This window comes from Glaciecola sp. 33A, from assembly GCF_002836745.1.
Classification (GTDB): Bacteria; Pseudomonadota; Gammaproteobacteria; order Enterobacterales; family Alteromonadaceae; genus Glaciecola.
Window position 1 is genome coordinate 324400 of the sequence record NZ_PJAR01000043.1, and the last position, 23731, is coordinate 348130.

Consider the following 23731-nt stretch of genomic DNA (forward strand, 5'->3'; position numbering starts at 1 on the left):
CTAGCTAGCTAAATAACTATATTTGTTAGCGGTTAAGGTTAAAACTAACAAAAGTAAGGGACACATATGAAGCACACATTGATTGCATCAAGCATTGCAGCTTGTTTATTAATTGCAACGGTGCCTTTCAGCGCAATGGCAAGCGACAAAGAAGTTCAGGCTACAGATTTAGTGGATATTTTTGAGAAACTAGGTGGTTCGCATCCTGGTTTCAGAAAAGCCCATGCCAGAGGGATGTGCGCAATAGGTACTTTTGTGCCGTCACCTAACGAATATTTTAGAGGTGCTGCTTTATTGGCAAACGGTGACTTGCCTGTTGCTATGCGATTTTCTTTAGGCGGTGCTAACCCCAATAGTGACGAACGAGCGCCTGGTACGCGCGGTTTAGGTATGCAAATTAAATTACCGAGTGGTTCATTCCACACGTTCACAGGGAACAATTTCCCTGTTTTCGCGGGTAAAGATCCAGAAACCTTCTTTGGTTTCTTATCCACATTATTACCAGACGAAAATGGTAAAACAGATCCAGCTAAAACAATGGCTTTCATTCAGGCAAATCCCTCAGTGCAAGCAAATGCAATGTGGAACCAAGGGGCTAAAACACCTGCTTCTTTTGCAAACACAGGTTTTTTTGGCCTACACACATTTTATTTTAATCAAGCGAGTGGTGAAAAAACCAAATTTCGATGGGATATTCAGCCAAGTTTAGGGGTCAAAACCTTGGATAAAGATGAAGCAGCCGAAATGCCTGAAGAGTTCCTAGTTGACACTTTTACTAAACAGCTTGAAGAAGGCGCAGTTAGCTTTACGATTATGGCGAGTTTAGGTGAAGAGCAAGACAGCGACATCGACCCTTCACAACAGTGGCCAAATGAGCGTCCGCAAGTTGCGTTAGGCACCGTAACCGTAACGGCGAATGGTGGCGATGCGTGCAAGAACACTAACTTTGACCCGAATATGATGTCCTCTGGCTTCACACCAAGCGCTGATCCTGTGTTAAGAATGCGTTCACCATCTTATGCGATTTCATTTGGTAAGCGACTCAGTAACCAATAGTCGATATCAACTCTGCCTGTGAATAGTGCTGCGTCATGCATCATTCACAAGCTAGCTTCCAGCCCGCTTTATGTTGCAACCAAGTTTCATGTATGACTTCAGCATGCACTAGTGGATGTGAGAGTAAAACGCCATCGCCGAAGTGTAAATGCCAATCATCGCCAGCTACAGTAAGATTAGGACTGGGAATGGTGTCGTCTCTTCTGCGAGTACATAAAATCACGGAAATCCTGACAATACGTAATGCGTTGACGAGCATTTCTTTAAAGTCTTCTTGGTAGTTATTAAATACGCTTAAATCAATGTCTTGGCGGTGCATGCCTACTAGATCTCGAATAAACATACGTTGCAGTGTAGTGAAGCCAGTCAATTCAACATGTGTCAAAATATAAGCACCATGTTCATGAAACTTCTTATAGCCGATATGTAAGCCAAGTTCGTGAAGCGCCGCAGCAGAAGAAATGAGTGCTTCTGTGTCAAAGTCACAGAACTTGCTCTGTGCGCACATCTGACGGCTTAACGCCATAGCTACTTTACGCACTCGGTCGCTTTGTGCTGTATCGATGTGAAAACGCGACACCAGTTGATTGATACCTTGAGTTCTGCGATCGGCTCGTTGGTAATTATCCAACATGCCGTAAATCATACCCTCACGAAGCGCACCACCTGAGATTTGCATATTTTTTAAATTCAATTGCTTAAATAGTGCGATTAGAATAGCTAGGCCAGCGGGGAAAATAAGCTTGCGAGAATCGGCGAGTCCATCAATCTGTAAACTATCAATATGCTGACAAGCAATAGCTTGCTCACGTAATTGATACAGGTAATCCAATCTGATAGCGTCGTTTATACCTTGTTTAACTAGGATACTGACAATAGCTTGAGGAGTGCCTGAAGCGCCTAAGCATTGCTGCCAATCAAAGCATTTGAACGTGGCTGCATATGGGACTAGCATTTGTTCCGCGGCTGCGAGCGCATGCTCGAAGTTTTCTTTATTTATTACCCCTCCTTTAAAATACCTTTCCATGAAAGTGACACAACCCATGTCCACACTGTTTAAATGCAGCGGTTGCATATCACGGCCAACGATAACTTCGGTACTTGCACCACCAATATCAACAACTAAAGTATTGCCTTGGTTTGCAGAGGTATAAGCAACACCTAAATAAATTTGACGGGCTTCTTCCTCACCTGATATGACATTGATTTTATGATTGAGGATACGTTCGCCACGGGTGACAAAATCGGCTGCGTTATTAGCAATACGCAAGGTAGCTGTAGCGACAACTTTAATGTTAGCTTTAGGAATGTCGTCTAATTGTTCGCGAAACGTCTTTAAACACTCAAGACCGCGCTGAATACTCTCTTCTGATAGATTAAAATCATCATCAAGCCCTGCAGCGAGTCTTACTTTGCGTTTATTTTTACTGACTATTTGAACACTACCGCTGAGTACTCTAACTATCACCATGTGAAAGCTATTTGAGCCTAAATCAACGGCAGCATAATATTCGTCTTGTATAACAGTATTGGGTACTTCTTGGATCAAGCGCGACTACCTCTAGTTTCTTCCTTGGTGGTTCCTTTTTGGGCCACTTGGACGCTGCCCGCCAGAAGAACGACCACCCCGGTTGCCCGGTCGACCATCAGTTCTGCCTCTTGGCTTGCGATGGAATACAGGCGCCTTTACATCTTTCAGTAACTGGTTAGGGTCATAGTCAGTTACTGTAATTTGATGTTCAATATACATTTCAATAGCAGGCAAATTCAATGCATATTTTTCGCAAGCGAAACTAATCGCAATGCCGCTTTCACCTGCTCGACCCGTTCTGCCGATGCGATGCACGTAATCCTCTGCGTCATCGGGTAGGTCATAGTTAAATACATGCGTGACCTTAGGAATGTGCAAACCGCGAGCAGCAACATCGGTAGCTACCAATATATCTATTGCTCCGCTGGTAAAGTCTTCAAGAATACTCAAACGTTTCTTTTGAGGTACATCGCCACTTAGCATACCGACTCGATGTCCGTCAGTTTGTAACCAAGCGGAAACGGTTTCACAACCAAATTTGGTATTGGCAAACACAATGGCTTTGTCTGGCCATTCGTTTTCAAACAGAGTTAGTAGCAGAAGAGGCTTGTCTTTATCTGATGGGTAGAATAATTCTTCAGATACCCTCGTCGCCGTTTTCTTTTCGGGTTCAATTTGCACATGAGTTGGATTATTCATATGTTCATAAGCGAGTTCTTGGACGCGAAAACTGAGGGTAGCGGAAAACAGCATACTCAAGCGTTGAGTTGGTTCTGGCATACGTCTAAACAAATAGCGGATATCCTTGATAAAGCCGAGATCAAACATTCTGTCAGCTTCGTCGAGTACGGCCACTTGTATATTTTTCAACGAAAAAATATCTTGCTTATAATAATCGATTATACGGCCAGTAGTACCAATAACAATATCTACCCCTTTTGTTAGTCGATCCCGTTGACTTTCGTAACCTTCACCCCCATATATTAAGCCAAGAGATAAGCCGCAGTGTTTGCTAAGCAGTTCTGCATCATTGTAGATTTGCACAGCAAGCTCTCGGGTTGGTGCCATAATAATGGCTCTCGGGCTCGGTTTATTTGGCTCATTGTCAGGTTTCGGGTGATGTAAAAGGTAGTGGAAAGTAGCCACCAAAAATGCAATAGTTTTGCCCGTCCCAGTTTGTGCTTGCCCTGCAATATCGTTTCCTTCAATAAGTTGAGGCAGTGACATTGACTGAATTGGCGTGCATTTGGTGAAATTGGCTTCCTCAAGCGCTTTTAAAATAAGCGGATGGATCGGAAGATCTGAAAAAGATGTATCTGTTAAATGTGTTTGTGGCATAGCTTATAGCTTATCATTGCTTGCATTAAAAACAATTTCTATTAACACTATAGGGCAAGGCTGAAAGTTTCAGCGGATGACCAAATTTGGAGAAAAGAATGAGCGACAAAATTATTTCGTTGAGTGACGAAAAATTCGAAGCAGATGTAATCAATGCTAACGGTCCTGTTTTAGTTGATTTCTGGGCAGAATGGTGCGGCCCTTGTAAAATGATCGCCCCAATCTTAATTGAGATTGCTGACGAGTTTGAAGGCAAGGTAACAGTTGGTAAGCTTAATGTCGATGAAAATAACGAAACACCCCCTAAATATGGTATTCGTGGTATTCCAACATTATTGCTTTTCAAAAATGGGGCAGTTGCAGCAACCAAAGTGGGTGCGCTGTCAAAAACTCAATTAGTTGAATTTTTGAACGAAAATATCTAAACGCTGCTATCGGCATTTATCACGCCGGACATACGATTAAAGGCCATCAATTTTGGTGGCCTTTTTTATTTAAAAGTTATTTTTTTGTAAAACTGGACGATAACTTAATTTAGTGCTAACTTATTTCAGCGCTCACCCGAGCAAACCTTTTTTTATATTCCTTCAGTGCCCACTGTTCGCTGGTTACTTACATTCAAGTAGTGTGAAATAATAGTGGATAGTAGTAGCTGTGTAAGCAGCTTAATCGTCTTCAGCTGGTATCAACCGTTTGTTGTTATTTTCTTTAGTCAAATAATCTATAGATGCAGCACTGAAAGAAAACATAAAATCATACTTCAATAACTGACAATTTTAACCAGAGACTACTTTTGATAGGGCATTGTTAAAAAGAACAAATAGTTTGTACTTATTACGCCGCCTAAACATAAAGACCTACCAATATGAATTTGACCGAATTAAAAGACAAACCCATCAGTGAATTAGTATCCTTATCTGAAGAGATGGGATTAGAAAACCTAGCCCGTGCTAGAAAACAAGACATTATATTTTCAATATTAAAGTCCCATGCGAAAGGTGGCGAAGACATTTTCGGAGGTGGTGTTCTTGAAATCCTTCAGGATGGCTTTGGATTTTTACGCTCAGGTGATTGTTCCTATTTAGCTGGGCCCGATGACATTTATGTCTCACCGAGTCAAATTCGACGCTTTAATTTGCGCACAGGTGACACTATCGCTGGGAAAATTCGCCCGCCAAAGGACAGTGAACGTTATTTTGCTTTGCTTAAAATACGTGAAGTGAACTTTGATAAACCCGAAAATTCTCGCAATAAAATTCTTTTCGAAAACCTAACTCCTCTGCATGCCAATGAACGCTTCAGGCTAGAACGTGGAAATGGCAGTACTGAAGATATCACTGCACGTATACTCGATTTAGCATCCCCAATTGGGCGTGGTCAGCGTGGTTTGATTGTGGCGCCACCAAAAGCAGGTAAAACACTCTTACTGCAAAACATCGCACAATCAATTGCGGCAAATTATCCAGAGGCGCAGCTGATGGTTTTGTTAATTGACGAGCGTCCAGAAGAGGTGACAGAGATGCAGCGATTGGTCCAGGGAGAGGTTATCGCTTCCACTTTTGATGAACCAGCAAGTCGCCATGTTCAGGTTGCTGAAATGGTAATTGAAAAAGCCAAACGTTTGGTTGAACACAAGAAAGACGTGGTTATTTTGCTTGATTCACTCACTCGCCTAGCGCGCGCTTACAACACGGTTATTCCCTCGTCAGGTAAAGTACTTACCGGTGGTGTTGATGCGAATGCACTGCATAAGCCTAAGCGATTCTTTGGTGCCGCTCGAAATGTTGAGGAAGGCGGCAGTTTGACTATTATTGCCACTGCCTTGATTGATACGGGTTCCAAAATGGATGAGGTAATCTACGAGGAATTTAAAGGTACGGGTAACATGGAATTACATCTAAATCGTAAGATTGCTGAAAAGCGTGTGTTCCCTGCTATCGACTTGAACCGCTCAGGAACACGTCGTGAAGAATTATTAACGTCCCAAGACGAATTGCAGAAAATGTGGATACTTCGTAAAATCGTTCATGAAATGAGTGAAATAGACGCAATAGAATTTTTAATTGGTCGTCTAGCGATGACAAAAACAAACGACGAGTTCTTTGACTCAATGAAACGTTTGAAGAGCTAGGTTTTTCCAGCGCAAGTTAATACGCTTAGTAAGTTGTGTTGACTATTATTGAATTGGAACCGCGATATTTTTATATGGCGGTTTTTTTGGTTCGCGAAAAGTCGTTTATTGCAATCACTATTTACTGGCTGTTGTAGGTTAAAATGTCGAGGTCACTATTGTAACGCTCGTAATATAGTCTATTTTACGCTACTGTTTTCGCTGGTGATTAACATGCGTTGAACGCGCTTGGTCGAGTCCAATTATCAAATAATAATTAAAACCAAGGTAGATCAGATATATGAAACGCTTACTAGCTCTCTTTACAGCTCTCTTTACAGCACTCTTTACAGCACTCTCAGTTACGGCACTCACATTTACTTTTTCTAGTATGGCGAGTGCCCAAGAGGATGACACTGTGGCTATAATGGCTGATAAAATTGAGCCCGAAGTAATCAAGTGGCGTCATCACTTGCACCAAAATCCGGAATTATCTAATCGCGAGTTTGAAACTGCCAAGTACATTGAAAAATATTTACGCGGCTTAGGACTCGACGTTACTACAGGTGTCGCTATCACTGGTGTTGTTGCTATTTTAGATTCAGGCAAGCCTGGCCCAACTGTTGCGTTGCGAGCCGATATGGACGGTTTGCCAGTTCTTGAGGAGAATGATTTACCTTTTAAATCTACCGTAAAAGGCATGTTAGATGGCAATGAAGTACCCGTTATGCATGCGTGCGGTCATGATACTCACGTGGCTATGCTAATGGGGGCGGCAAAAATCCTAACAGAAATGAAAGGTGAATTGCGAGGTAAAGTTAAATTCATCTTTCAACCAGCAGAAGAGGGCGCGCCCTCTGGAGAGAAAGGGGGTGCAGAGGTCATGGTTGCAGAAGGTGTTCTAAAGAACCCTGATGTTGATGTGATTTTTGGTTTGCACATAAGCTCCAACACCGATGTGGGTAAAGTACGCTATAAGCATGGTGGCATTATGGCTGCCGTTGACCCTTTTAAAATCATTGTTAGAGGCAAGCAGGCTCATGGAGCATACCCATGGAAGAGTGTCGATCCAATCACTACCTCAGCCCAAATCATCATGGCATTACAAACTGTTGTTAGCCGCGAAATTAAGGTGATTGACGATGCTGCTGTTGTGACTATCGGGTCTATTCACGGTGGCAATCGTTCGAATATCATTCCTAATGAAGTTGTTATGGTTGGTACTATTCGTACACTGAACAAAGCGGCCCGTGAGCATATGTACGAAGCAATACCTCGCAAAGCTAAAGGCATTGCCGACAGCATGAGAGCAGAGGTTGAAGTCATACTGCCGTTGGATTATAGCTACCCAATTACATTCAATGACCATGCGCTCATGGATCAAGTATTACCTACGTTAGTCCGCACCGCTGGGCAGGAAAACGTAATCGACTCAAAAGCGGTGACCGGCGCAGAGGATTTTTCTTTCTTCCAGCAGGAAATACCAGGTGTTTATTTATGGATAGGTGGTAAACCATTGGATGTATCTGAGGAAGATTCACCAGCTCACCATACGCCAGAATTTTTTGTAGATGACAGCGGCATGAAGTTAGGAGTAAAGCTTCTGACTAACATGACGCTGGATTATATGAAAAACGCAAAATAAACAATAAGTTTTTATGTAAAAAAGCACGATATTGCGTATAATTTCGTGCTTTTTTAATGGCTAAAAAATTATCAATCTTATTTGATAGCCTTAACCGATTGAAGTGGTAATTAAAATGGCGCAAGTTGCAATTGTAATGGGTTCAAAATCTGATTGGCCTACGATGCAAAAAACAGCACTTATGCTTAAAGAGCTAGGTGTTTCATATGAAGCGAAGGTTGTTTCAGCTCATCGGACTCCCAATTTATTAGTCGAGTTTGCTGAAAATGCAGCTGATCGGGGCGTGCAAGTAATTATTGCTGGCGCTGGTGGCGCAGCCCACCTGCCCGGTATGATTGCGGCTCACACATATCTCCCTGTTTTTGGTTGTCCTGTTCGTTCAAGTCAACTCAACGGGTTAGATTCACTACTTTCTATTGTACAAATGCCCAAAGGTGTAGCAGTAGGAACCCTCGCTATTGGCGAAGCGGGCGCTGCTAATGCGGGTTTGCTTGCTGCTCAAGTTATCGCTTTGCAAGAGCCTAAGGTGAGAGACGCAATTATTGCATTTAGAAAAAAACAAACTGATACAGTGATGAAAAATCAAACATTGGAATTAGACGTTTGAAGGTTTTAGTCTACGGTTCAGGCCAACTAGCACAAATGATGTATTTGGCAGCGGCACCGCTTGGAGTAATAGTGAGTGCAGTTGATGTATTCACAGAAACTGTGGTGGATCCGGTTTCAAAAAAACCAACCGGGGTTTCATTGAGCCAAGCAATACGTGACGCAAATGCGATTACCATTGAATTCGAGCACGTACCTGAACATCTATTGTTAGAAGCTGACAAAAGCGGAAAACTTTACCCTAATGTCGCTTCTATTTTGGCTGGTGCAGATCGTGTCAGAGAAAAAGTCTTACTAAGTAAGAATAAAATCCCTAATTGTGACTATTTGATTATTAGCCATGTCGACCAGTTAGACGATGTGGTTGCTGCTCTGGGCGAAAAAGTCATTTTTAAAGCAAGTCGCGATGGTTATGACGGTTATGGCCAGTGGCGAATAAGCTCAGCAGCAGAATTACCTGCTTTACGTCAAGAATTTTCATTACTCGACTTAGAAAAAGTACCATTGATTGCAGAAAAAATGATGCAATTTGAACGTGAAATATCCTTGCTGGGCGCCAGAAGTAAAGACGGCCGAGTCGCATTTTTCAGCTTAGCCGAAAATTTGCATCATGAAGGACAATTGCATGTGTCAGTTGCTCCTATTACTGAGCTCTCCGATACTCTGCAGCAAAAGGCGAATGACATTTTTGTCACTATTGCAACCTCCATGGACTATGTTGGTGTGCTAGCGGTTGAATTATTTCAATGTGGTGAAGAACTATATGTTAATGAAATAGCACCGCGTGTACATAACTCTGGGCATTGGACCCAACAAGGTTGCTCTACAAGCCAATTTGAACAACACATAAGAGCGGTCTTGGGTTTACCTTTAGGCAGTACTGAGGTGATTGGTGTCAGTGCAATGGTTAATATTATAGGCTGTACAACGTTTAACCGAGACTTAATAGGTATTCCCAATGTACACTTACATTGGTACGGCAAAGAAGTCCGTGTAAAACGCAAGATGGGCCATATCAATGTTATCGCAGATTCACACGCTAATTTAGGTTTGAAGCTGAAGCAACTAATTGAATTTTTACCGCTTGAGCACTTCCCAAAATTGGAAGGTGAAGCGACACGCTTACAAAAAAGCAGTGGGTCTGTTTATTAACCCACTTTATCGGTCTACCCAAATCAGCTTGGCATCGCCGCTAATACTGTTTCAGGACGGATAGGTAAGTCTCTTACCCTCGCCCCTACGGCATTAAAGATCGCATTTGCAATAGCAGGTGCGACTGCAATTAAGCCAGGTTCACCTAAGCCAGTCGGAAACTCTGTATTTTGCACAAAACTGATATCTAACTCAGGTATATTATTCATTCTAAGGGGCGAGTAAGTATTAAGATTCGTATCTTTAACCTGGCCTTGCTCAAAGGCAGTGCCTTCAAATAAAGCTAAACTCAGTCCCCACAACATGGAACCTTCAGTTTGAGCTAATGCGCCATCTGGATGCACCACGGTTCCGCAGTCCAGTAGACCAGTTAATTTATGTACTTTAACGGTACCGGTTTCAGGGTCGACTTCAACATGAGCAATACAGGCGCCCCAAGTTGGCATGTCGCGCTCTTGCCCAGCAGCAATTGCCACGCCAAGCCCCTGATTTTTAGGCAGTTTACGGCCCCAATTAGCTCGCTCTCGGATATCAGTTAACACCTTAGCTAAACGTCTCGCACCACCCACAGAAACAGGCGATGTACCTGCATTCTTGCCACTGGCATCGAGTAAAGATAAACGAAAATCAATAGGGTCAACACCTTGCTTGTGCGCTATTTCGTCCATAAAAGACTCAACCGCCCAGCCCGTCCAACCCGGCCCTACCGCTCTTAGGTAGCCAGGAACGAAGGTTTTTTGTGCCAGCGGATTATTAATCGCACGCACCCTATGGTTCGCTAAGGTATACCAATGGTTGGCACCCGAAATAGCAAATGGGTCATACGTCCCCTTTTTGTCCACACCCTCGGGCATAGAGCTCGGTGCCACAGCTAGCGTAGGCCAGCCCGCAGCGGCGCCATGTTCAATTCCGAGTAATTGTTCGTCGTCGCCCCAATACGCATTCATTTGCTGCACAGAAGGGGAGCGTACACAATCAAAACGCGTGTCATCTTCACGTGTAAATACGAGCTTAACCGGTTTGCCGATAGCTTGGGCTGTCAATGCCGCAGGTATCATGTAATCACCCATTAAGCGCCGACCGAAACCACCACCTAAATAATACTGATGGATAATGATCTTGTCTTGGTTCATACCCATTGCTTTGGCAACCACGGGTAAAAATAATGACTGCCATTGATTGCCGCAATGGACATGACATATTCCGTCTTTGATCTCTACCGCTGCGTTTACAGGCTCCAAAGTAAAGTGCAATACAGACGAAGTGCGATATACAGATTCAAGGGCTGTTTTTGCAGTCTCAGCGACCTTTGTTATATCACCTTCTTCAACCACCAATGTGCCAGACCTCTTATCCTCAACAAGTGCTTCTCCTGCCGCGATAATATCTTGTTCGCTAACATTGGCTGTTTCGCCTACGTCGTACTCAACCTGCAGTGCATTTGCGGCTTTAATTGCCCCGTAATAGCTATCGGCTAGTACAGTTACCCAACCTTGTACGGTATCGCTAGGATCCTTAAGTATTTGGTAACCCTGATAGCCTTTTACGCTCTTAGCAGCACTGTCATCTACCCTTCTAACGCTACTTCCATGACGAGTCGGCGGTATAACAGGTCTTGCATAAACCATGTTGTCAAGTTCAACATCGATACCATATTTTGCACTGCCATTAGTTTTAGCCGGAATGTCTAGAGCTTTGCTGGGCTTGGATATCAACTGACGGTTGGCAGGGCTCTTGGGTTTGAATTCTGCCAACTCATCGGCGCTAAATATGCGGTCAATATTACCGTTTTTTACAATGTCGGCAAAACTGACCGATTGATTACCGGCAACGATCATGCTGTTTTCTGCTTTGCAGTCTCGCGGATTGACGCCGAGTAATTTGGCTCCAGCATCAATCAACGCGGTGCGCCCAGCGGCCCCGGCTTGAGACATAGGCACATATGTTTGAAATACTGACCATGAGCCACCGGTAACCATGTAGCCCCATTTAGGGTCAGTATCAACATGCTTAATTTCAACCTTGTTCCAATCGGCACCTAGTTCGTCAGCAACGATAAGGGCGATAGCGGTACCCACATGCTGGCCCATTTCTGCACGCGCGATGTTGACCAAAATCTGGCCGTTAATATTAATTTCAAACCAAACGGTTGGGCTAAATAACTTATCCGACAGTTGCTTTGCTACACCACCTGAAACAACTTCAAGGGCATTGATAGCGGGAGCAAATGCCATCATTAGACCTCCACCAACTGAGCCAATCAGAAAGCTACGTCGACTGGGCACGAAGGTGTCTTTACTTAATCGAGTCATTTTAAACTACTCCCTGAGTGCTTTGCGTTGTTGTCTTCGGCTTGTAAATCTGGACCACCGAGTCGGATTGCATTGCAACATCTTTGATCGCTTCTTTAATCCGGACATAAGTCATGCAGCGACATAAGTTACCACTCATATAAGTTTCGATTTCATCCTCGCTCGGATTGGCATTGTTTGCGAGTAACGCAGCAGCTTGCATGATTTGCCCTGATTGGCAGTAGCCGCATTGTGGTACTTGGTGTTCCACCCAGGCTTTTTGTAAGGGATGCTGGTTTTCTAAACCTTCAATTGTTCGAATATCTGTATTCGCGATTGCATTAATCGGGAGTGAGCAAGAACGCACGGGCGAACCATTCAAGTGCACTGTGCAGGCGCCGCACATGGCAATGCCACAGCCAAATTTAGTGCCTTTTAAGCCGAATTCGTCGCGGATCACCCATAACAACGGCGTGTCTGCCTCTGCATCTGTTCTTATCTTTTTACCGTTCAATGAAAATTCGATCATGCTTGTTACCTTTTGATACTGCCAATTAAAGCGCAGTGACTAAAATTTCACGGCTAACGTCAAGCGTAACATTACTATGTTCACCCAATTTAAGCATACCGTGTTGAGTTAACTTTTCGATCAATAAATCAATATCCGCTGCACCTAAACCGACCTGTGATAAACGCGTTGGAACTTGCATCTTTTCAAAAAACTGCTCGGTTAATTCGATTGCACGAGTAATACGTGAATCCTCATCACCTTCTGTCACATTCCAGATACGCTCGGCATACTGCAATAATTTTTCACGTTTAGCTTCCTTACGCACTTTCATTACGGCAGGTAACACTATTGATAACGTTCGGGCATGATCAATGCCGTGAGTTCCTGTTAACTCATGACCAATCATATGAGTAGTCCAATCTTGTGGCACACCCGCTCCAATTAAGCCATTAAGCGCCATTGTTGCAGCCCACATAATATTACTGCGAACTTCTAGGTCTTTAGCAGTCTCAGGAGCCAGTGCTTTTGGTCCTTCTTCAATTAAAGTAAGAAGAAGTCCTTCAGCAAAACGGTCTTGTACCTTAGCGTTTACGCTGTAGGTCAGGTACTGCTCCATGGTGTGAACAAATGCATCCACTGCACCGTTGCCGATTTGGCGATCGGACAATGACAGCGTTACTGCTGGGTCAAGTATAGCAAAGATTGGGCGAACTAGGGGGCTTGCGAATGGCAGCTTATTACCACTGCGTGTTACTACTGCACCCGTGTTCGATTCAGAACCGGTTGCGGGTAGAGTCAATACACAAGCAAGTGGTAAGGCCTTGTGAATGCGTGCGTGCTTGCTTACGATGTCCCAGGGGTCTTCACCTTCGAACAACGCCACAGCAGCAATAAATTTGGAGCCGTCAACAACCGAGCCACCGCCAACCGCTAGAATAAAGTCAATATTATTTTCTTTTATAATATCTTGTGCCTTCATTAACGTGTCGTAACTTGGGTTTGGCTCGATACCAGAGAATTCAAACCAAGTATGATTGGCCAATGCTTTTGTAACTTGCTCGTAAACGCCGTTACTTTTGATTGAACCGCCGCCGTACGTCACGAGAACTTTCGCATCGCTAGGGATCTGCTTGCTCAATGAGGCTATTTGACCTTCACCAAAATGAATTCGAGTGGTGTTTTGGAAACTAAAATTTAGCATGAATATCATTTCTCATTATTCTAAAAAAAACTCAGGTATTTTAATCTACGCTAAGGCTGCAAGTAATTTTTTCGCAGCTAAGTCTGAGCTTTGAGGGTTTTGCCCCGTTATTACCAAGCCATCCTGGACCGCAAATACATTCCAATCATCTGCTTTTTGATATTTGCCACCGCGCTTAATTAATTCATCTTCTAGTAAGAAAGGAACAATATCCGTTAGTTGCACGGCATCTTCTTCGCTATTAGTGAAACCCGTTACCGCTTTGTCTTTGACCACATATTCGCCCGCGGCATCTTTGATATTCAAAAATGCAGCTGTTGCATGACACACTGCGGCGACTGGTTTGTTGGCAGCTAAGAAGCTTTCAATCAATGAAATTGAAACCACGTTGTCAGTAAGGTCCCATAATGGGCCGTGACCACCAGGATAGAAAACAGCATCATAGTCTGCTGCGTCAACATCAGCCAACTTCGTTGTATTAGCCATTAATGCTTGGACTCCATTATCCTCGTCATAGCGCTTAGTTGAAGGCGTTTGAAAATCTGCTAATTGGCTTTTCGGATCAATAGGTGGCTGTCCACCTTCTGGCGACACTACAGTGACTTTTAAGCCCGCATCGATAAACGCATAATAAGGCGCAGCAAACTCTTCTACCCAAAAACCTGTTTTTTCGCCGCTATTGCCTAGCTCGGCATGGGAAGTTAACACCATTAATACGTGTTTAGCTGTTTGTTGTGTATTCATTATCTTTCTCACCTCTATTTTAGTATTTATACAGTGTAGATCCTAATATGATATCTAACAATAGCAAGAAAATAGATAACATTGTTCTAAAAATTAATACAATCTCTGCTATGATGTCGCATGAACTTATATTTTGAACAACTCAAAAGCATGGTGGTCTTTGCTCAGATCGTTGAGCAGGGCAATCTAACTGCTGCGGCAAAACATATTGGTTTATCCCGGGCGGTCGTCAGCTACCACATTAAGAAACTGGAATCTGAGCTTGGAGTGAAATTACTTAACCGCACTACACGTTCAATTGCCTTAACCGAAGCAGGGGCTGAGTATTATCAGTCTTGCCGGGTCATTGCCGAGCGAGCCATCACTGCTAACCAGCAGATAGAGAACATTAAAAATGAACCCGAGGGCTTATTGAAGATCACCTGCCCTGTTAACGTGGGTTTGCAGATGGTGGTGCCTGCATTAAATCACTTTCGCAGCTTATATCCCAAAATTGACCTCGATGTAATGCTCACCGACGAGGTGGTTAATATTATGCAAGAGGGCATCGATCTCGCAATTCGAGGCGCGCCACTGCCTGATTCTGGCTTACAAGCCAGTCAGCTTTCTACATTAGCGACCTGCTTATGCGGGGCCCCAGATTATTTCAAAAAGCGAGGTCGTCCTGCGACCCCCGCAGATTTAGAAAAGCACGAGTGGGTTGTGTATCAAATGACTTCACCAGCCATTGAACTGACGAAGGGCGGTCATGTATATAGTGTTTTGGTCAAAGGCGGTATTAGCACTAACAACGCGGCGGCACGAACTGCCTTTCTGGAGGGAGGGCATGGCTTAGGTCGAATCCCGGTATACGACGCATGGCCCAAAATTCAAGCCGGTACGTTGGAATCCGTACTGGATGATTACAAGTTAAAAGACATTAATATTTATGGTGTCTTTCCTCCTGGTAGTGCAGCCTCAAAAAAACTAAGGCTTTTACTTGATTATTTAAAAGAGTATTTCATTAAAATCGATCGCCAAAAACAACACCCGATGTCTAACATAAGGCGCTAAGATTGTGATACCACGAAATTTAGCACGCCTCTGCAAAGTAGTCGTCATTAAGCGCAATTAAGTATAATCTCGCGCTACTACGCTTTCAATTTGCAGACTAGTCTCTTTGCAACAGCCGCTGAGCTTGCGGGGTTTTGGCCGGTAATAATTAGACCATCTTCAACTGCAAACGAGCCCCAGTCATCGCCTTTTTGGTAAACGCCACCTTTTGCTTTTAGCTCATCTTCTAACAGAAAAGGGACCACCAGCGAGAGCTCAACGGCATCCTCTTCAGTGTTACTAAAACCGGTTATAGTTTTGCCATTAACAATTGACTCACCTTGCGGATCCCGAACATGCAAGAATACGGCACTAGCGTGACAGACCGCTGCAACTGGCTTGTTATGTTTAATTGAGTTTTCAATCAGTGAAATTGAATCTATATTATCAACTAAATCCCAAAGTGGACCATGCCCGCCGGGGTAAAAGATAGCGTCTATTTGGTCAAATTCAATATCGCTTAGTTTTAAGGTATTTGCGAGTTTTGCTTGTGCTTTAACATCTTTATCGAATTTTCTCGTTTCATCAGTTTGAAAATCAGCTAACTCACTTTTGGGGTCAATAGGTGGTTGTCCGCCTAATGGGCTTGCTAAAACAATATTAAAGCCAGCATTCTTCAAAACGTAATAGGGTGCAGCCAATTCTTCAACCCAGAAACCTGTTTTTTCGCCCGTGTTGCCTAATTTATCATGTGAGGTAATGACCATCAAAATGGTCTTTTTTGCTAAATCCGTCATACTGATCCTTTATTGCGTTGTGAGTACTCAATTGACCGTATAGGAGATACGAAACCAGCACAATTTTGGTGTTATCATCGTTGGGAATCAAACATGCTATTTTGGCATAAGTCGATGCATCGTTCCTGCACTTCAGTGCAAAGGAGAGCAAACATCGAATACGGTCAAGCAAAAAATACACAGTAGTCTTGGTTATTTAGACTACTATATAGATACGTTGTCAAAATAAAATTAAAAAGTGATTCTCACGAGCTATTTACACGGGCTATTATACGAGCTAGTTACACGAGCTATTTACACGAGCTATTTACACGAGCTATTTATAAAACAGCATATCGTGATTTTTATTTAAATACATGTGTAATGTAGGCATCATTTTAAAGTCTAAAATGACTTACGGTAAAGGAAATATCCATGCACCAGCGTAATAAAATAATACTTATTTTTTCTATAGTTCTTATGTTGATGGCTCACTCAGTCAATATTCACGCCCACGAACACAAGCAGGCGAAAGGAAAGATGGTTGTCGAAAATGCGTGGGCGCGAGCGACGTTTGCGTTAGCAAAAACAGGTGCCGTTTATTTGAGTATAGATAATCAAAGTAAAAACGACTTAAAACTCCTAGCGGTTAGCGTTGATACTGGTGTTGCAAGTGAGGCTCAGTTACATGAAACCTTAATGCAAGAAGAAATGATGATGATGCGCGAAGCCGAAGACGGATTTGAAATTCCTTCAGGTGCGAGCCTTGAATTTTTGCCCGGTGGGAAGCACATCATGTTAATGGGGCTTGAGAAACCTCTCGAGACAGGCGAACAATTTATACTATCTTTGATATTTGAAAATAACAAAGTTGTGAGAGTTCCTATCGAAGTAAAAGATGCTCGATAAATATCAACTAAATTGGAGTAAATTAAATGAGTCAAATAGATATCGGTATAAGTGAAATTAGCAGACAAGAAATAGCTCACGGCTTGAAAAAGCTGTTGGCCGACTCATATACGTTATACCTGCAAACACATAACTTTCATTGGAATGTAACAGGCCCACAGTTTCGTGAACTCCATTTGATGTTCGAAGAACATTACACTGAGCTTGCACTTGCGGTGGATGAAATAGCGGAGCGAATTAGAACCTTAGGTTATGCTGCACCTGCTACATACGGCGCTTTTGCTGAACTTAGCAGTGTAAAAGAGGTGGATGGCGTGCCGGAAGCTACTGAGATGGTTAATATTTTAATGCAAGCACATGAAACGGTAGTTCGAACTGCGCGAGGAGTCTTAAAAATTGCTCAGCAGGCTGATGATGAATCAAGTGCCTCTTTAATTGGCGACCGCATGCGCGCGCATGAAAAAACAGCGTGGATGTTGCGTGCGACGCTATAAAAAAGCGAATAAAAATTAATCCAAATTGTCGTTCATCATAAACTATGAGCAAACCAATTTTGTGCACCGAAATGAGACGATATAAATCGTTGTTTGTCTCGTTCCGCACGACTTAAAACGAGATAATATTTATGTCCAGAACGCTTATTGCCGCAACCATTCTAGCCACTATTTCGACGTCTACCATCGCAACTGAAATAAAAATTGAAGAGCTTGCTAGTGGATTAAAAAACCCTTGGAGCATTGCCTTTATGAATAACGGCGATGCTTTGGTCACTGAACGTGCTGGTGGTTTGCGCCTACTTTCAAAGAGTGGTGATCTGAGTCCAGCTATAAGCGGTTTGCCTGAATCCTCAGTATTTGGACAAGGGGGAATGTTAGGCGTAACTATGCATCCTGACTTTGACGATAACAAGTGGGTTTATGTCTGCTTGTCTGTTGCTAATGGCAAAGAAAGAGGCAGTGAAGTTCATCGCGGCAAGTTAGTCGGCAACACGCTGGAAGAGGTCCAAGAGATTTTTGTCGCTAATCCTAAGCTGGACACAGGTCATCATTTTGGTTGCAGACTAGTGTTTGACAATGATAACAAGTTATTTATTTCTTTGGGTGACAGGACCAAACAAGATCAAGCGCAATTAACCAGTAATCATATTGGGGTAGTTGTAAGGGTGAATGATGACGGCTCTGTGCCAAGCGACAACCCATTCTTAGACGGCCAAGCGCCAGAAGTATTCAGCTATGGTCATCGCAATGTGCAAGGCATGGCACTGCATCCTGCAAGTGGTCAAATTTGGACACATGAACATGGGCCCAAAGGCGGTGATGAGATCAATATTCTGGCCAAAGGTGGTAACTACGGTTGGCCTAAAATTACCTACGGGGTAAATTACAACGGCTCTTCAATAACCGATAAAACTGAGATGGAAGGTATGCTTCAGCCGCTCACTTACTGGGTGCCTTCTATTGCCCCCAGCGGAATGGCGTTTTATACGGGGGATGAGTTTCCTGAGTGGAAAGGTAACTTACTGGTCGGTTCTTTAAAGTTCAGATACCTCAATAGAATGGATATGGACGGCGAAAAAGTGGTGAAGCAGGAAGAGTTACTTAGAGATCGCAACGAGCGTATTCGCGATGTAAAGCAGGCGCCGGATGGCAGTATTTATCTGCTAACTGATGATGTCAATGGTAAAATATTAAGGTTAACAAAGGGTTAAACTTAGCTTTGTAAACCAACGAAACGACTGGTTTAATCGCGAGCCGTTTTTCGAATGCTATTCGGAAATATGTTAAGCTGCAAAAAACTTTCTAATTCTTTAAAGAGACCTTGCCGGTCAGGATGTCTTTAAACATAAGCCAATCGCCCATGAAGCTATATAATGGATACTGAAATGTAGCGGGTTTATTGTGTTCGTAGAAAAAGTGTCCTACCCATGCAAACCCATATCCAATGACGGGGACAAGCCAGAGGAATACCAATTGGTTGGTGATTAGCGCGAAGGCTACAAGTGATAGTACAAGCCAAGATCCAATGAAGTGCAACAAGCGGCAAGTACCGTTTGCATGTTCTGACAAGTAATAAGGATAAAAATCACTAAAGCTCGTATATTTTTGTTCCATCTCGGACACCCTCTTTTACGCTAATATTAGTCGATGCTAGAACAATAGTGTACAGAAAAATTAGTCTGTGTATATTCAAAACAGGTTGCTTTCTATGAATGAAACCCAATACTCTGTATTATTGAATAAAATAAAAAAGTAAAGTTATGCTGCCAGAAGTAAATGCAAACCAGATTGATATAACATTAGAGAATTTCCAACATGTTATTTTGGAAGAATCAAAAACCAAGGTGGTGATGATTCAGTTTTGGGCACCATGGAGCGAACCGTGTACGGAATTAGCACCAGTGCTTCAGTGTATCGCTGCAGAATATCAACGTGATTTATTGTTCGCACGGGTAAATTGCGACGAACAACAGGAAATTGCGGGCCAATTTGGCGTCAAAGGTCTACCTACGGTTATTCTGGTTAAAGACGGTCAACCCTTAGATGGGTTTGCAGGTCCCCAAGAAGAAAAACAAATTCGTGAAATGTTAGATAAACATTTGCCTAAAGAAGAAGATGGCTTATTGCAATCGGCAATGGAATTAGTTCTGCAGGGAAATTATCACGACGCGTTTAGTTTTGCCAAGCAGGCGTTGGAATTAAACAGTGAACGCGCTGATATTCGCTTAATGATGGCTGATTGTTATGTTGAAGTAGGTCAAGTGGAACTGGCTAAAAAATTAGTGGAGCAGGTGAAGTTGGTAGACCAAGACGGCCAGTATCAAGCCATTGTTGGTAAAATTCAACTGGCAGAACAAGCGGCTGATTCACCAGAAATACAACAGTTACAAACTGAACTTGAAGCTGACCCACAAAGCATGGAGCTGAAAGTTAGTCTTTCAGTGCAATTGCATCAAGGGCATCGTACCGAAGAAGCGTTAATGTTGTTATTGTCAGTCTTGAGGCAAGAATTAGGTTTTGGCGATGCGAAAAAAATTACATTGGATATGATCAATGCACTTCCCGATGGTGACCCATTAAAATCACAATATCGCCGTAAAATTTACAGTTTGCTATATTAGGTACGATGTTTAAATGTTAGATAGTATTCTTTTGGCTATTTGTTTTGTGTTAATCGTAGAAGGATTGATGCCTTTACTGATGCCAGACAAATGGAAACAATTTTTGATGCAAATGGCCTTACAGCCCAGTCAATCTTTGCGCCGAATGGGTGGTATTTTAGTGGTTATCGGTGCTATAAGTGCTTATTTCTTAATAATGAATACATAAATAGCAAATATGGGGTGATTTTTACTTCATATTTTTGCTAATATCACCGCCTAATTTTCTGACATATACCTCTCATGGCTAAAAATGTTGTAGTACTCGGCACCCAATGGGGTGACGAAGGAAAGGGAAAGGTCGTTGACCTTCTTACTGAGAAAGCGTCTTTTGTTGTGCGCTACCAAGGCGGACACAATGCGGGGCATACGCTCGTTATTGATGGCGAAAAAACCGTACTTCATTTAATTCCCTCGGGTATCTTACGTGAGAACGTCAAGTGCGTGATTGGAAATGGTGTTGTTTTAAGCCCCGAAGCATTACTAACAGAAATGGCGATGTTAGAAGAGCGCGGTGTGCCAGTAAAAGAACGATTGGTGATCAGTGAAGCTTGCCCATTAATTTTGCCTTTTCACATTGCATTAGACATAGCAAGAGAGAAAGCGCGTGGTAACAAAGCCATAGGGACCACTGGGCGCGGTATTGGCCCAGCCTACGAAGATAAAGTATCGCGCCGCGGTTTGCGGGTTGGCGATCTCTTCAACCCAGCAGACTTCGCTATTAAGTTAAAAGAAGTACTCAGCTATCACAACTTTATGCTCACTGAATATTACAAAGTCGACGCGGTTGATTACGATACTGTTCTCAAGCAAGCCCTTTCGGTCGCCGATTTATTAAAATCAATGGTAGTAGACGTGACCGATTTGCTCGAAACGGCAAGACAAAACAATCAGTCGATCATGTTTGAAGGTGCGCAAGGTACGTTGCTTGATATTGACCACGGTACCTACCCATATGTCACTTCTTCAAATACAACGGTCGGCGGTGTTTGTACTGGCGCAGGTTTTGGTCCACTCAATCTCGACTATGTGCTGGGTATAGTTAAAGCTTACACTACTCGCGTTGGTTCGGGTCCTTTTCCGACAGAGTTGGACTGTGAAGTTGGTCAGCATCTTGGCGTTAAAGGTCATGAGTTTGGCGCAACTACTGGGCGTAAACGTCGCACCGGCTGGTTTGATGCGGTTGCAATGCGACGCGCAGTTCAATTAAATTCTATTTCTGGTTTATGCCTGACTAAGCTAGATGTTTTAGATGGTTTAGAAACACTACGTATTTGTATCGGTTATAAAGATGTAACTGGCAACGTTAGCAAAATACCACCACTAGCTGCCGAAGGTTATGACCTAGTCACTCCCGTTTATGAACACATGCCTGGTTGGTCTGACAACACCTATGGCGTTACCACTTATGCCGGCCTTCCTATTGCTGCTCAAAACTATGTTAAGCGTCTTGAAGAGCTCACAGGTGTCTCGATCGATATTATTTCAACCGGTCCTGACCGCAAGCACACCATGGTCTTACGCAATCCATTCGATGAGTAAGCCCTGTGGGCCGGAAATCGCGTAAATAATGTATTCATCCAGCTAATAAGATGACAACAATGCCGACACGCTGTCGGCATTTTTTTTGACTATCAATTTGACTATTAACTTGAATATTGATCCGAATACTAAAGAGTGTAAGCGCGACCGATTAAATTGCGCGTAAACAGGTGGCTATTATTCGCTTTACTGAATGCCTTTGCTACGCTATATATACTTCCCCTTAATTTTTACGAGTGTGTTGAATGCAAAAAGTCTCAGCAACTATTCACCAAGCTAACTTTTCATCTCATAATGAGACTAACATCGATGAGTTAAAACGCACTTTCGCCACAGGCCGAACCAAGCCTTATCAGTGGCGAGTTCAGCAACTAACTGCGTTAAAGCAGCTGATTGAAGAGAATAGTAGTGCAATTATTTTGGCATTACACACCGACTTAGGTAAATGCGAGACGGAATCGTGGTTAACTGAAATTGGTTATTCAATAGCCGATATTAAAGGGAATTTAAAACGACTTAAGTCTTGGATGAAGCCGACAAAAATCAGCACACCAATGATCACCCAACCAGGTAAAAGTTACACTATCAGCGAACCACTGGGCGTTGCGTTAATTATTGGTGCATGGAATTATCCTTTTCAATTAGTTATTACGCCCCTAGTAGCTGCTATGGCCGCCGGTAACTGCGCGGTTATTAAGCCCTCAGAGTTATCTGAGGCAACATCAGCACTGCTTGCTAAACTTGTGCCCAAGTATCTTGATAATGCTGCGTTTAAAGTAATTGAAGGTGGTAAAGATGAAACCACAGAGTTGTTAGCGCAACCCTTCGACAAATATTTTTACACCGGTGGCGAACAAGTCGGTCGTATTGTCATGGCGGCGGCGGCTCAGCACTTAGCGCCAGTAACATTGGAACTTGGTGGTAAGAGTCCATGTGTGGTTGATGGTGAAACCAACCTAGATGTGGCGGTTAGACGCATTGTGTGGGGTAAGTGGATGAATGCAGGGCAAACTTGTGTTGCACCTGACTATATTCTGATTGAAGAAGAATACCTCGCCGATTTTAGTCAACGTTTGATTGCCGAGATTAAAAAGCAATATGGTAAAGATCCCTCTAAAAATACAGATTATGGGCGAATAATTAATCAACGACATTGCTCGCGTCTGATTAATTATTTAGACGGTGAGAACATCATTCATGGCGGTAAACACAACCTAGATAATAAATTTATTGAGCCTACAGTTGTGATACAACCTGCCGCTAGTTCCGCATTAATGCAGGAAGAGATATTTGGTCCAATTTTGCCTATTATTACCTTTAAAGGTAAGTTGCAAATGCTCGACTTTATTACCGCTAAACCGAAACCGCTGGCAGCTTATGTATTTACTTCTAATGCTAAATTTGAAGCTGAATTTATTGAGCGAGTTAGTGCCGGGTCCATATGTATCAATGACACAAATATTTTCTTAGTAAATCACGATCTACCGTTTGGTGGTGTCGGCACAAGTGGGATGGGGCAGTATCACGGTAAATGTGGATTTGATATTTTTAGTCATACAAAGTCTGTTATGAAACGTAGTTTTAAGTTTGATGCAGCTATACGTTATGCACCTTTTAGTAAGTTTAAGCTTATGTTACTCAAAAAGTTTTAATAGGATAAAGAGATGCCAGTACCTTTTCATTTAGCTATTCCCGTGACAAATTTAGCCCAAGCAAATGCATTTTACGGCACGCTTATGGGCTGCGAGCGAGGGCGTAGTTGTGAACAATGGGTAGACTGGAATTTTTTTGGTCACCAACTAGTTACGCACCTTGTTGCTACGATGCCGATATTGCCAGAACCAAACGAAGTTGACTCGAAAGCTGTCCCAGTTCCCCACTTTGGTGTTGTTTTGAGTATGAGTGAATGGAAAGCGCTTGCCCAGAAGTTAGTGGCTGCTGAGCAAGCTTTTGTGATTGAACCCTACATTCGGTTTGAGGGAAAAGTGGGCGAGCAAGGAACCTTTTTTTTATTCGACCCCGCAGGAAATGCACTTGAGTTCAAAGGTTTTGCCGATGATTCTCAGTTATTTGCGAAATAGTGCCTAAAATCGTGCCTAAAATCGTGCCTAAAATAGCGCGTAAAACAGG

Annotated in this window: 23 protein-coding genes; 15 read left to right on the forward strand and 8 right to left on the reverse strand. The window is 43.0% G+C overall.

The annotated features are described in order from the left end of the window. The first annotated feature begins 66 nt into the window (after positions 1-66). Positions 67-1056, forward strand: coding sequence for a catalase family peroxidase (locus CXF81_RS15765; RefSeq protein WP_101182290.1), 990 nt, complete (start codon positions 67-69; stop codon positions 1054-1056). 40 nt (positions 1057-1096) lie between these two features. On the opposite strand, the gene CXF81_RS15770 is transcribed toward CXF81_RS15765, so the two are convergent. Continuing rightward, entirely contained in the window at positions 1097-2605 is a 1509-nt protein-coding gene (locus CXF81_RS15770; protein ID WP_101182291.1) for a guanosine-5'-triphosphate,3'-diphosphate pyrophosphatase, read from the reverse strand. 12 nt (positions 2606-2617) lie between these two features. Further along, complete coding sequence (gene rhlB, locus CXF81_RS15775; protein WP_101182292.1) at positions 2618-3925, reverse strand: ATP-dependent RNA helicase RhlB; 1308 nt, start codon at positions 3923-3925, stop codon at positions 2618-2620. Positions 3926-4023: 98 nt separating this feature from the next. Between rhlB and trxA the strand changes: the two genes are divergently transcribed. From trxA to CXF81_RS15800, 5 genes are all read left to right on the forward strand, one after another. Further along, positions 4024-4350: a thioredoxin TrxA gene (gene trxA / locus CXF81_RS15780; protein WP_101182293.1), complete on the forward strand. Its 327-nt coding sequence runs from the start codon at positions 4024-4026 to the stop codon at positions 4348-4350. 440 nt (positions 4351-4790) lie between these two features. After that, complete coding sequence (gene rho / locus CXF81_RS15785) at positions 4791-6056, forward strand: transcription termination factor Rho (protein ID WP_006011298.1); 1266 nt, start codon at positions 4791-4793, stop codon at positions 6054-6056. A 370-nt stretch (positions 6057-6426) separates the two neighbouring features. After that, complete coding sequence (locus CXF81_RS15790; protein ID WP_198556419.1) at positions 6427-7680, forward strand: amidohydrolase; 1254 nt, start codon at positions 6427-6429, stop codon at positions 7678-7680. A gap of 115 nt (positions 7681-7795) precedes the next feature. Next, positions 7796-8287 carry a 5-(carboxyamino)imidazole ribonucleotide mutase gene (gene purE / locus CXF81_RS15795; protein WP_101182295.1) on the forward strand — a complete coding sequence of 164 codons (492 nt, stop codon included), beginning with the start codon at positions 7796-7798 and terminating at the stop codon, positions 8285-8287. Next, positions 8284-9438 carry a 5-(carboxyamino)imidazole ribonucleotide synthase gene (locus tag CXF81_RS15800; RefSeq protein ID WP_101182296.1) on the forward strand — a complete coding sequence of 385 codons (1155 nt, stop codon included), beginning with the start codon at positions 8284-8286 and terminating at the stop codon, positions 9436-9438. Before purE ends, CXF81_RS15800 begins: the two co-directional genes overlap by 4 nt. 23 nt (positions 9439-9461) lie before the next feature. Here CXF81_RS15800 and CXF81_RS15805 read toward each other — a convergent pair whose 3' ends face one another. Genes CXF81_RS15805 through CXF81_RS15820 form a run of 4 tightly spaced genes read right to left on the reverse strand, consistent with a single transcriptional unit; the run spans position 9462 to position 14185 of the window. Continuing rightward, on the reverse strand, positions 9462-11750 hold the full coding sequence (locus CXF81_RS15805) for a xanthine dehydrogenase family protein molybdopterin-binding subunit (RefSeq protein ID WP_101182297.1): 2289 nt from the start codon (positions 11748-11750) through the stop codon (positions 9462-9464). A 1-nt stretch (position 11751) separates the two neighbouring features. Beyond that, the gene (locus CXF81_RS15810) at positions 11752-12258 is read right to left on the reverse strand and encodes a (2Fe-2S)-binding protein (RefSeq protein WP_101182298.1); all 507 of its coding nucleotides are present in this window, start codon (positions 12256-12258) and stop codon (positions 11752-11754) included. 25 nt (positions 12259-12283) lie between these two features. Then, complete coding sequence (locus CXF81_RS15815; protein ID WP_101182299.1) at positions 12284-13441, reverse strand: iron-containing alcohol dehydrogenase; 1158 nt, start codon at positions 13439-13441, stop codon at positions 12284-12286. 45 nt (positions 13442-13486) lie between these two features. Further along, positions 13487-14185: a type 1 glutamine amidotransferase domain-containing protein gene (locus tag CXF81_RS15820; protein WP_101182300.1), complete on the reverse strand. Its 699-nt coding sequence runs from the start codon at positions 14183-14185 to the stop codon at positions 13487-13489. A gap of 120 nt (positions 14186-14305) precedes the next feature. Between CXF81_RS15820 and CXF81_RS15825 the strand changes: the two genes are divergently transcribed. Then, a complete protein-coding gene (locus tag CXF81_RS15825; protein ID WP_101182301.1) occupies positions 14306-15238 on the forward strand; it encodes a LysR family transcriptional regulator in 933 nt (310 codons plus the stop codon). A gap of 77 nt (positions 15239-15315) precedes the next feature. Here CXF81_RS15825 and CXF81_RS15830 read toward each other — a convergent pair whose 3' ends face one another. Next, positions 15316-16014 carry a type 1 glutamine amidotransferase domain-containing protein gene (locus tag CXF81_RS15830; RefSeq protein ID WP_101182302.1) on the reverse strand — a complete coding sequence of 233 codons (699 nt, stop codon included), beginning with the start codon at positions 16012-16014 and terminating at the stop codon, positions 15316-15318. A gap of 414 nt (positions 16015-16428) precedes the next feature. Between CXF81_RS15830 and CXF81_RS15835 the strand changes: the two genes are divergently transcribed. The 3 genes from CXF81_RS15835 (at position 16429) to CXF81_RS15845 (ending at position 18610) form a co-directional block, all read left to right on the forward strand. Then, positions 16429-16902, forward strand: a complete 474-nt coding sequence (locus tag CXF81_RS15835; protein WP_101182303.1) for a copper chaperone PCu(A)C — start codon at positions 16429-16431, stop codon at positions 16900-16902. A gap of 26 nt (positions 16903-16928) precedes the next feature. Beyond that, a complete protein-coding gene (locus CXF81_RS15840) occupies positions 16929-17396 on the forward strand; it encodes a Dps family protein (protein ID WP_101182304.1) in 468 nt (155 codons plus the stop codon). 131 nt (positions 17397-17527) lie between these two features. Next, positions 17528-18610, forward strand: a complete 1083-nt coding sequence (locus tag CXF81_RS15845; RefSeq protein WP_101182305.1) for a PQQ-dependent sugar dehydrogenase — start codon at positions 17528-17530, stop codon at positions 18608-18610. Between the two features lie 91 nt (positions 18611-18701). Here the strand turns inward: CXF81_RS15845 and CXF81_RS15850 are convergent, their stop codons facing one another. Then, positions 18702-19013, reverse strand: a complete 312-nt coding sequence (locus tag CXF81_RS15850) for a DUF962 domain-containing protein (protein WP_101182306.1) — start codon at positions 19011-19013, stop codon at positions 18702-18704. 146 nt (positions 19014-19159) lie between these two features. Here CXF81_RS15850 and CXF81_RS15855 point away from each other — a divergent pair, with 146 nt between their 5' ends. The 5 genes from CXF81_RS15855 (at position 19160) to CXF81_RS15875 (ending at position 23682) form a co-directional block, all read left to right on the forward strand. Beyond that, positions 19160-20020 (forward strand): co-chaperone YbbN, encoded by an 861-nt coding sequence (locus CXF81_RS15855; RefSeq protein WP_101182307.1) that lies wholly within the window; start codon positions 19160-19162, stop codon positions 20018-20020. A gap of 13 nt (positions 20021-20033) precedes the next feature. After that, a complete protein-coding gene (locus tag CXF81_RS15860) occupies positions 20034-20228 on the forward strand; it encodes a DUF2065 domain-containing protein (protein WP_101182308.1) in 195 nt (64 codons plus the stop codon). A gap of 74 nt (positions 20229-20302) precedes the next feature. Continuing rightward, entirely contained in the window at positions 20303-21601 is a 1299-nt protein-coding gene (locus tag CXF81_RS15865; RefSeq protein WP_101182309.1) for an adenylosuccinate synthase, read from the forward strand. 245 nt (positions 21602-21846) lie between these two features. After that, positions 21847-23253 carry an aldehyde dehydrogenase family protein gene (locus CXF81_RS15870; protein WP_101182310.1) on the forward strand — a complete coding sequence of 469 codons (1407 nt, stop codon included), beginning with the start codon at positions 21847-21849 and terminating at the stop codon, positions 23251-23253. Between the two features lie 12 nt (positions 23254-23265). Then, on the forward strand, positions 23266-23682 hold the full coding sequence (locus CXF81_RS15875; protein ID WP_101182311.1) for a VOC family protein: 417 nt from the start codon (positions 23266-23268) through the stop codon (positions 23680-23682). Positions 23683-23731 lie beyond the last annotated feature (49 nt).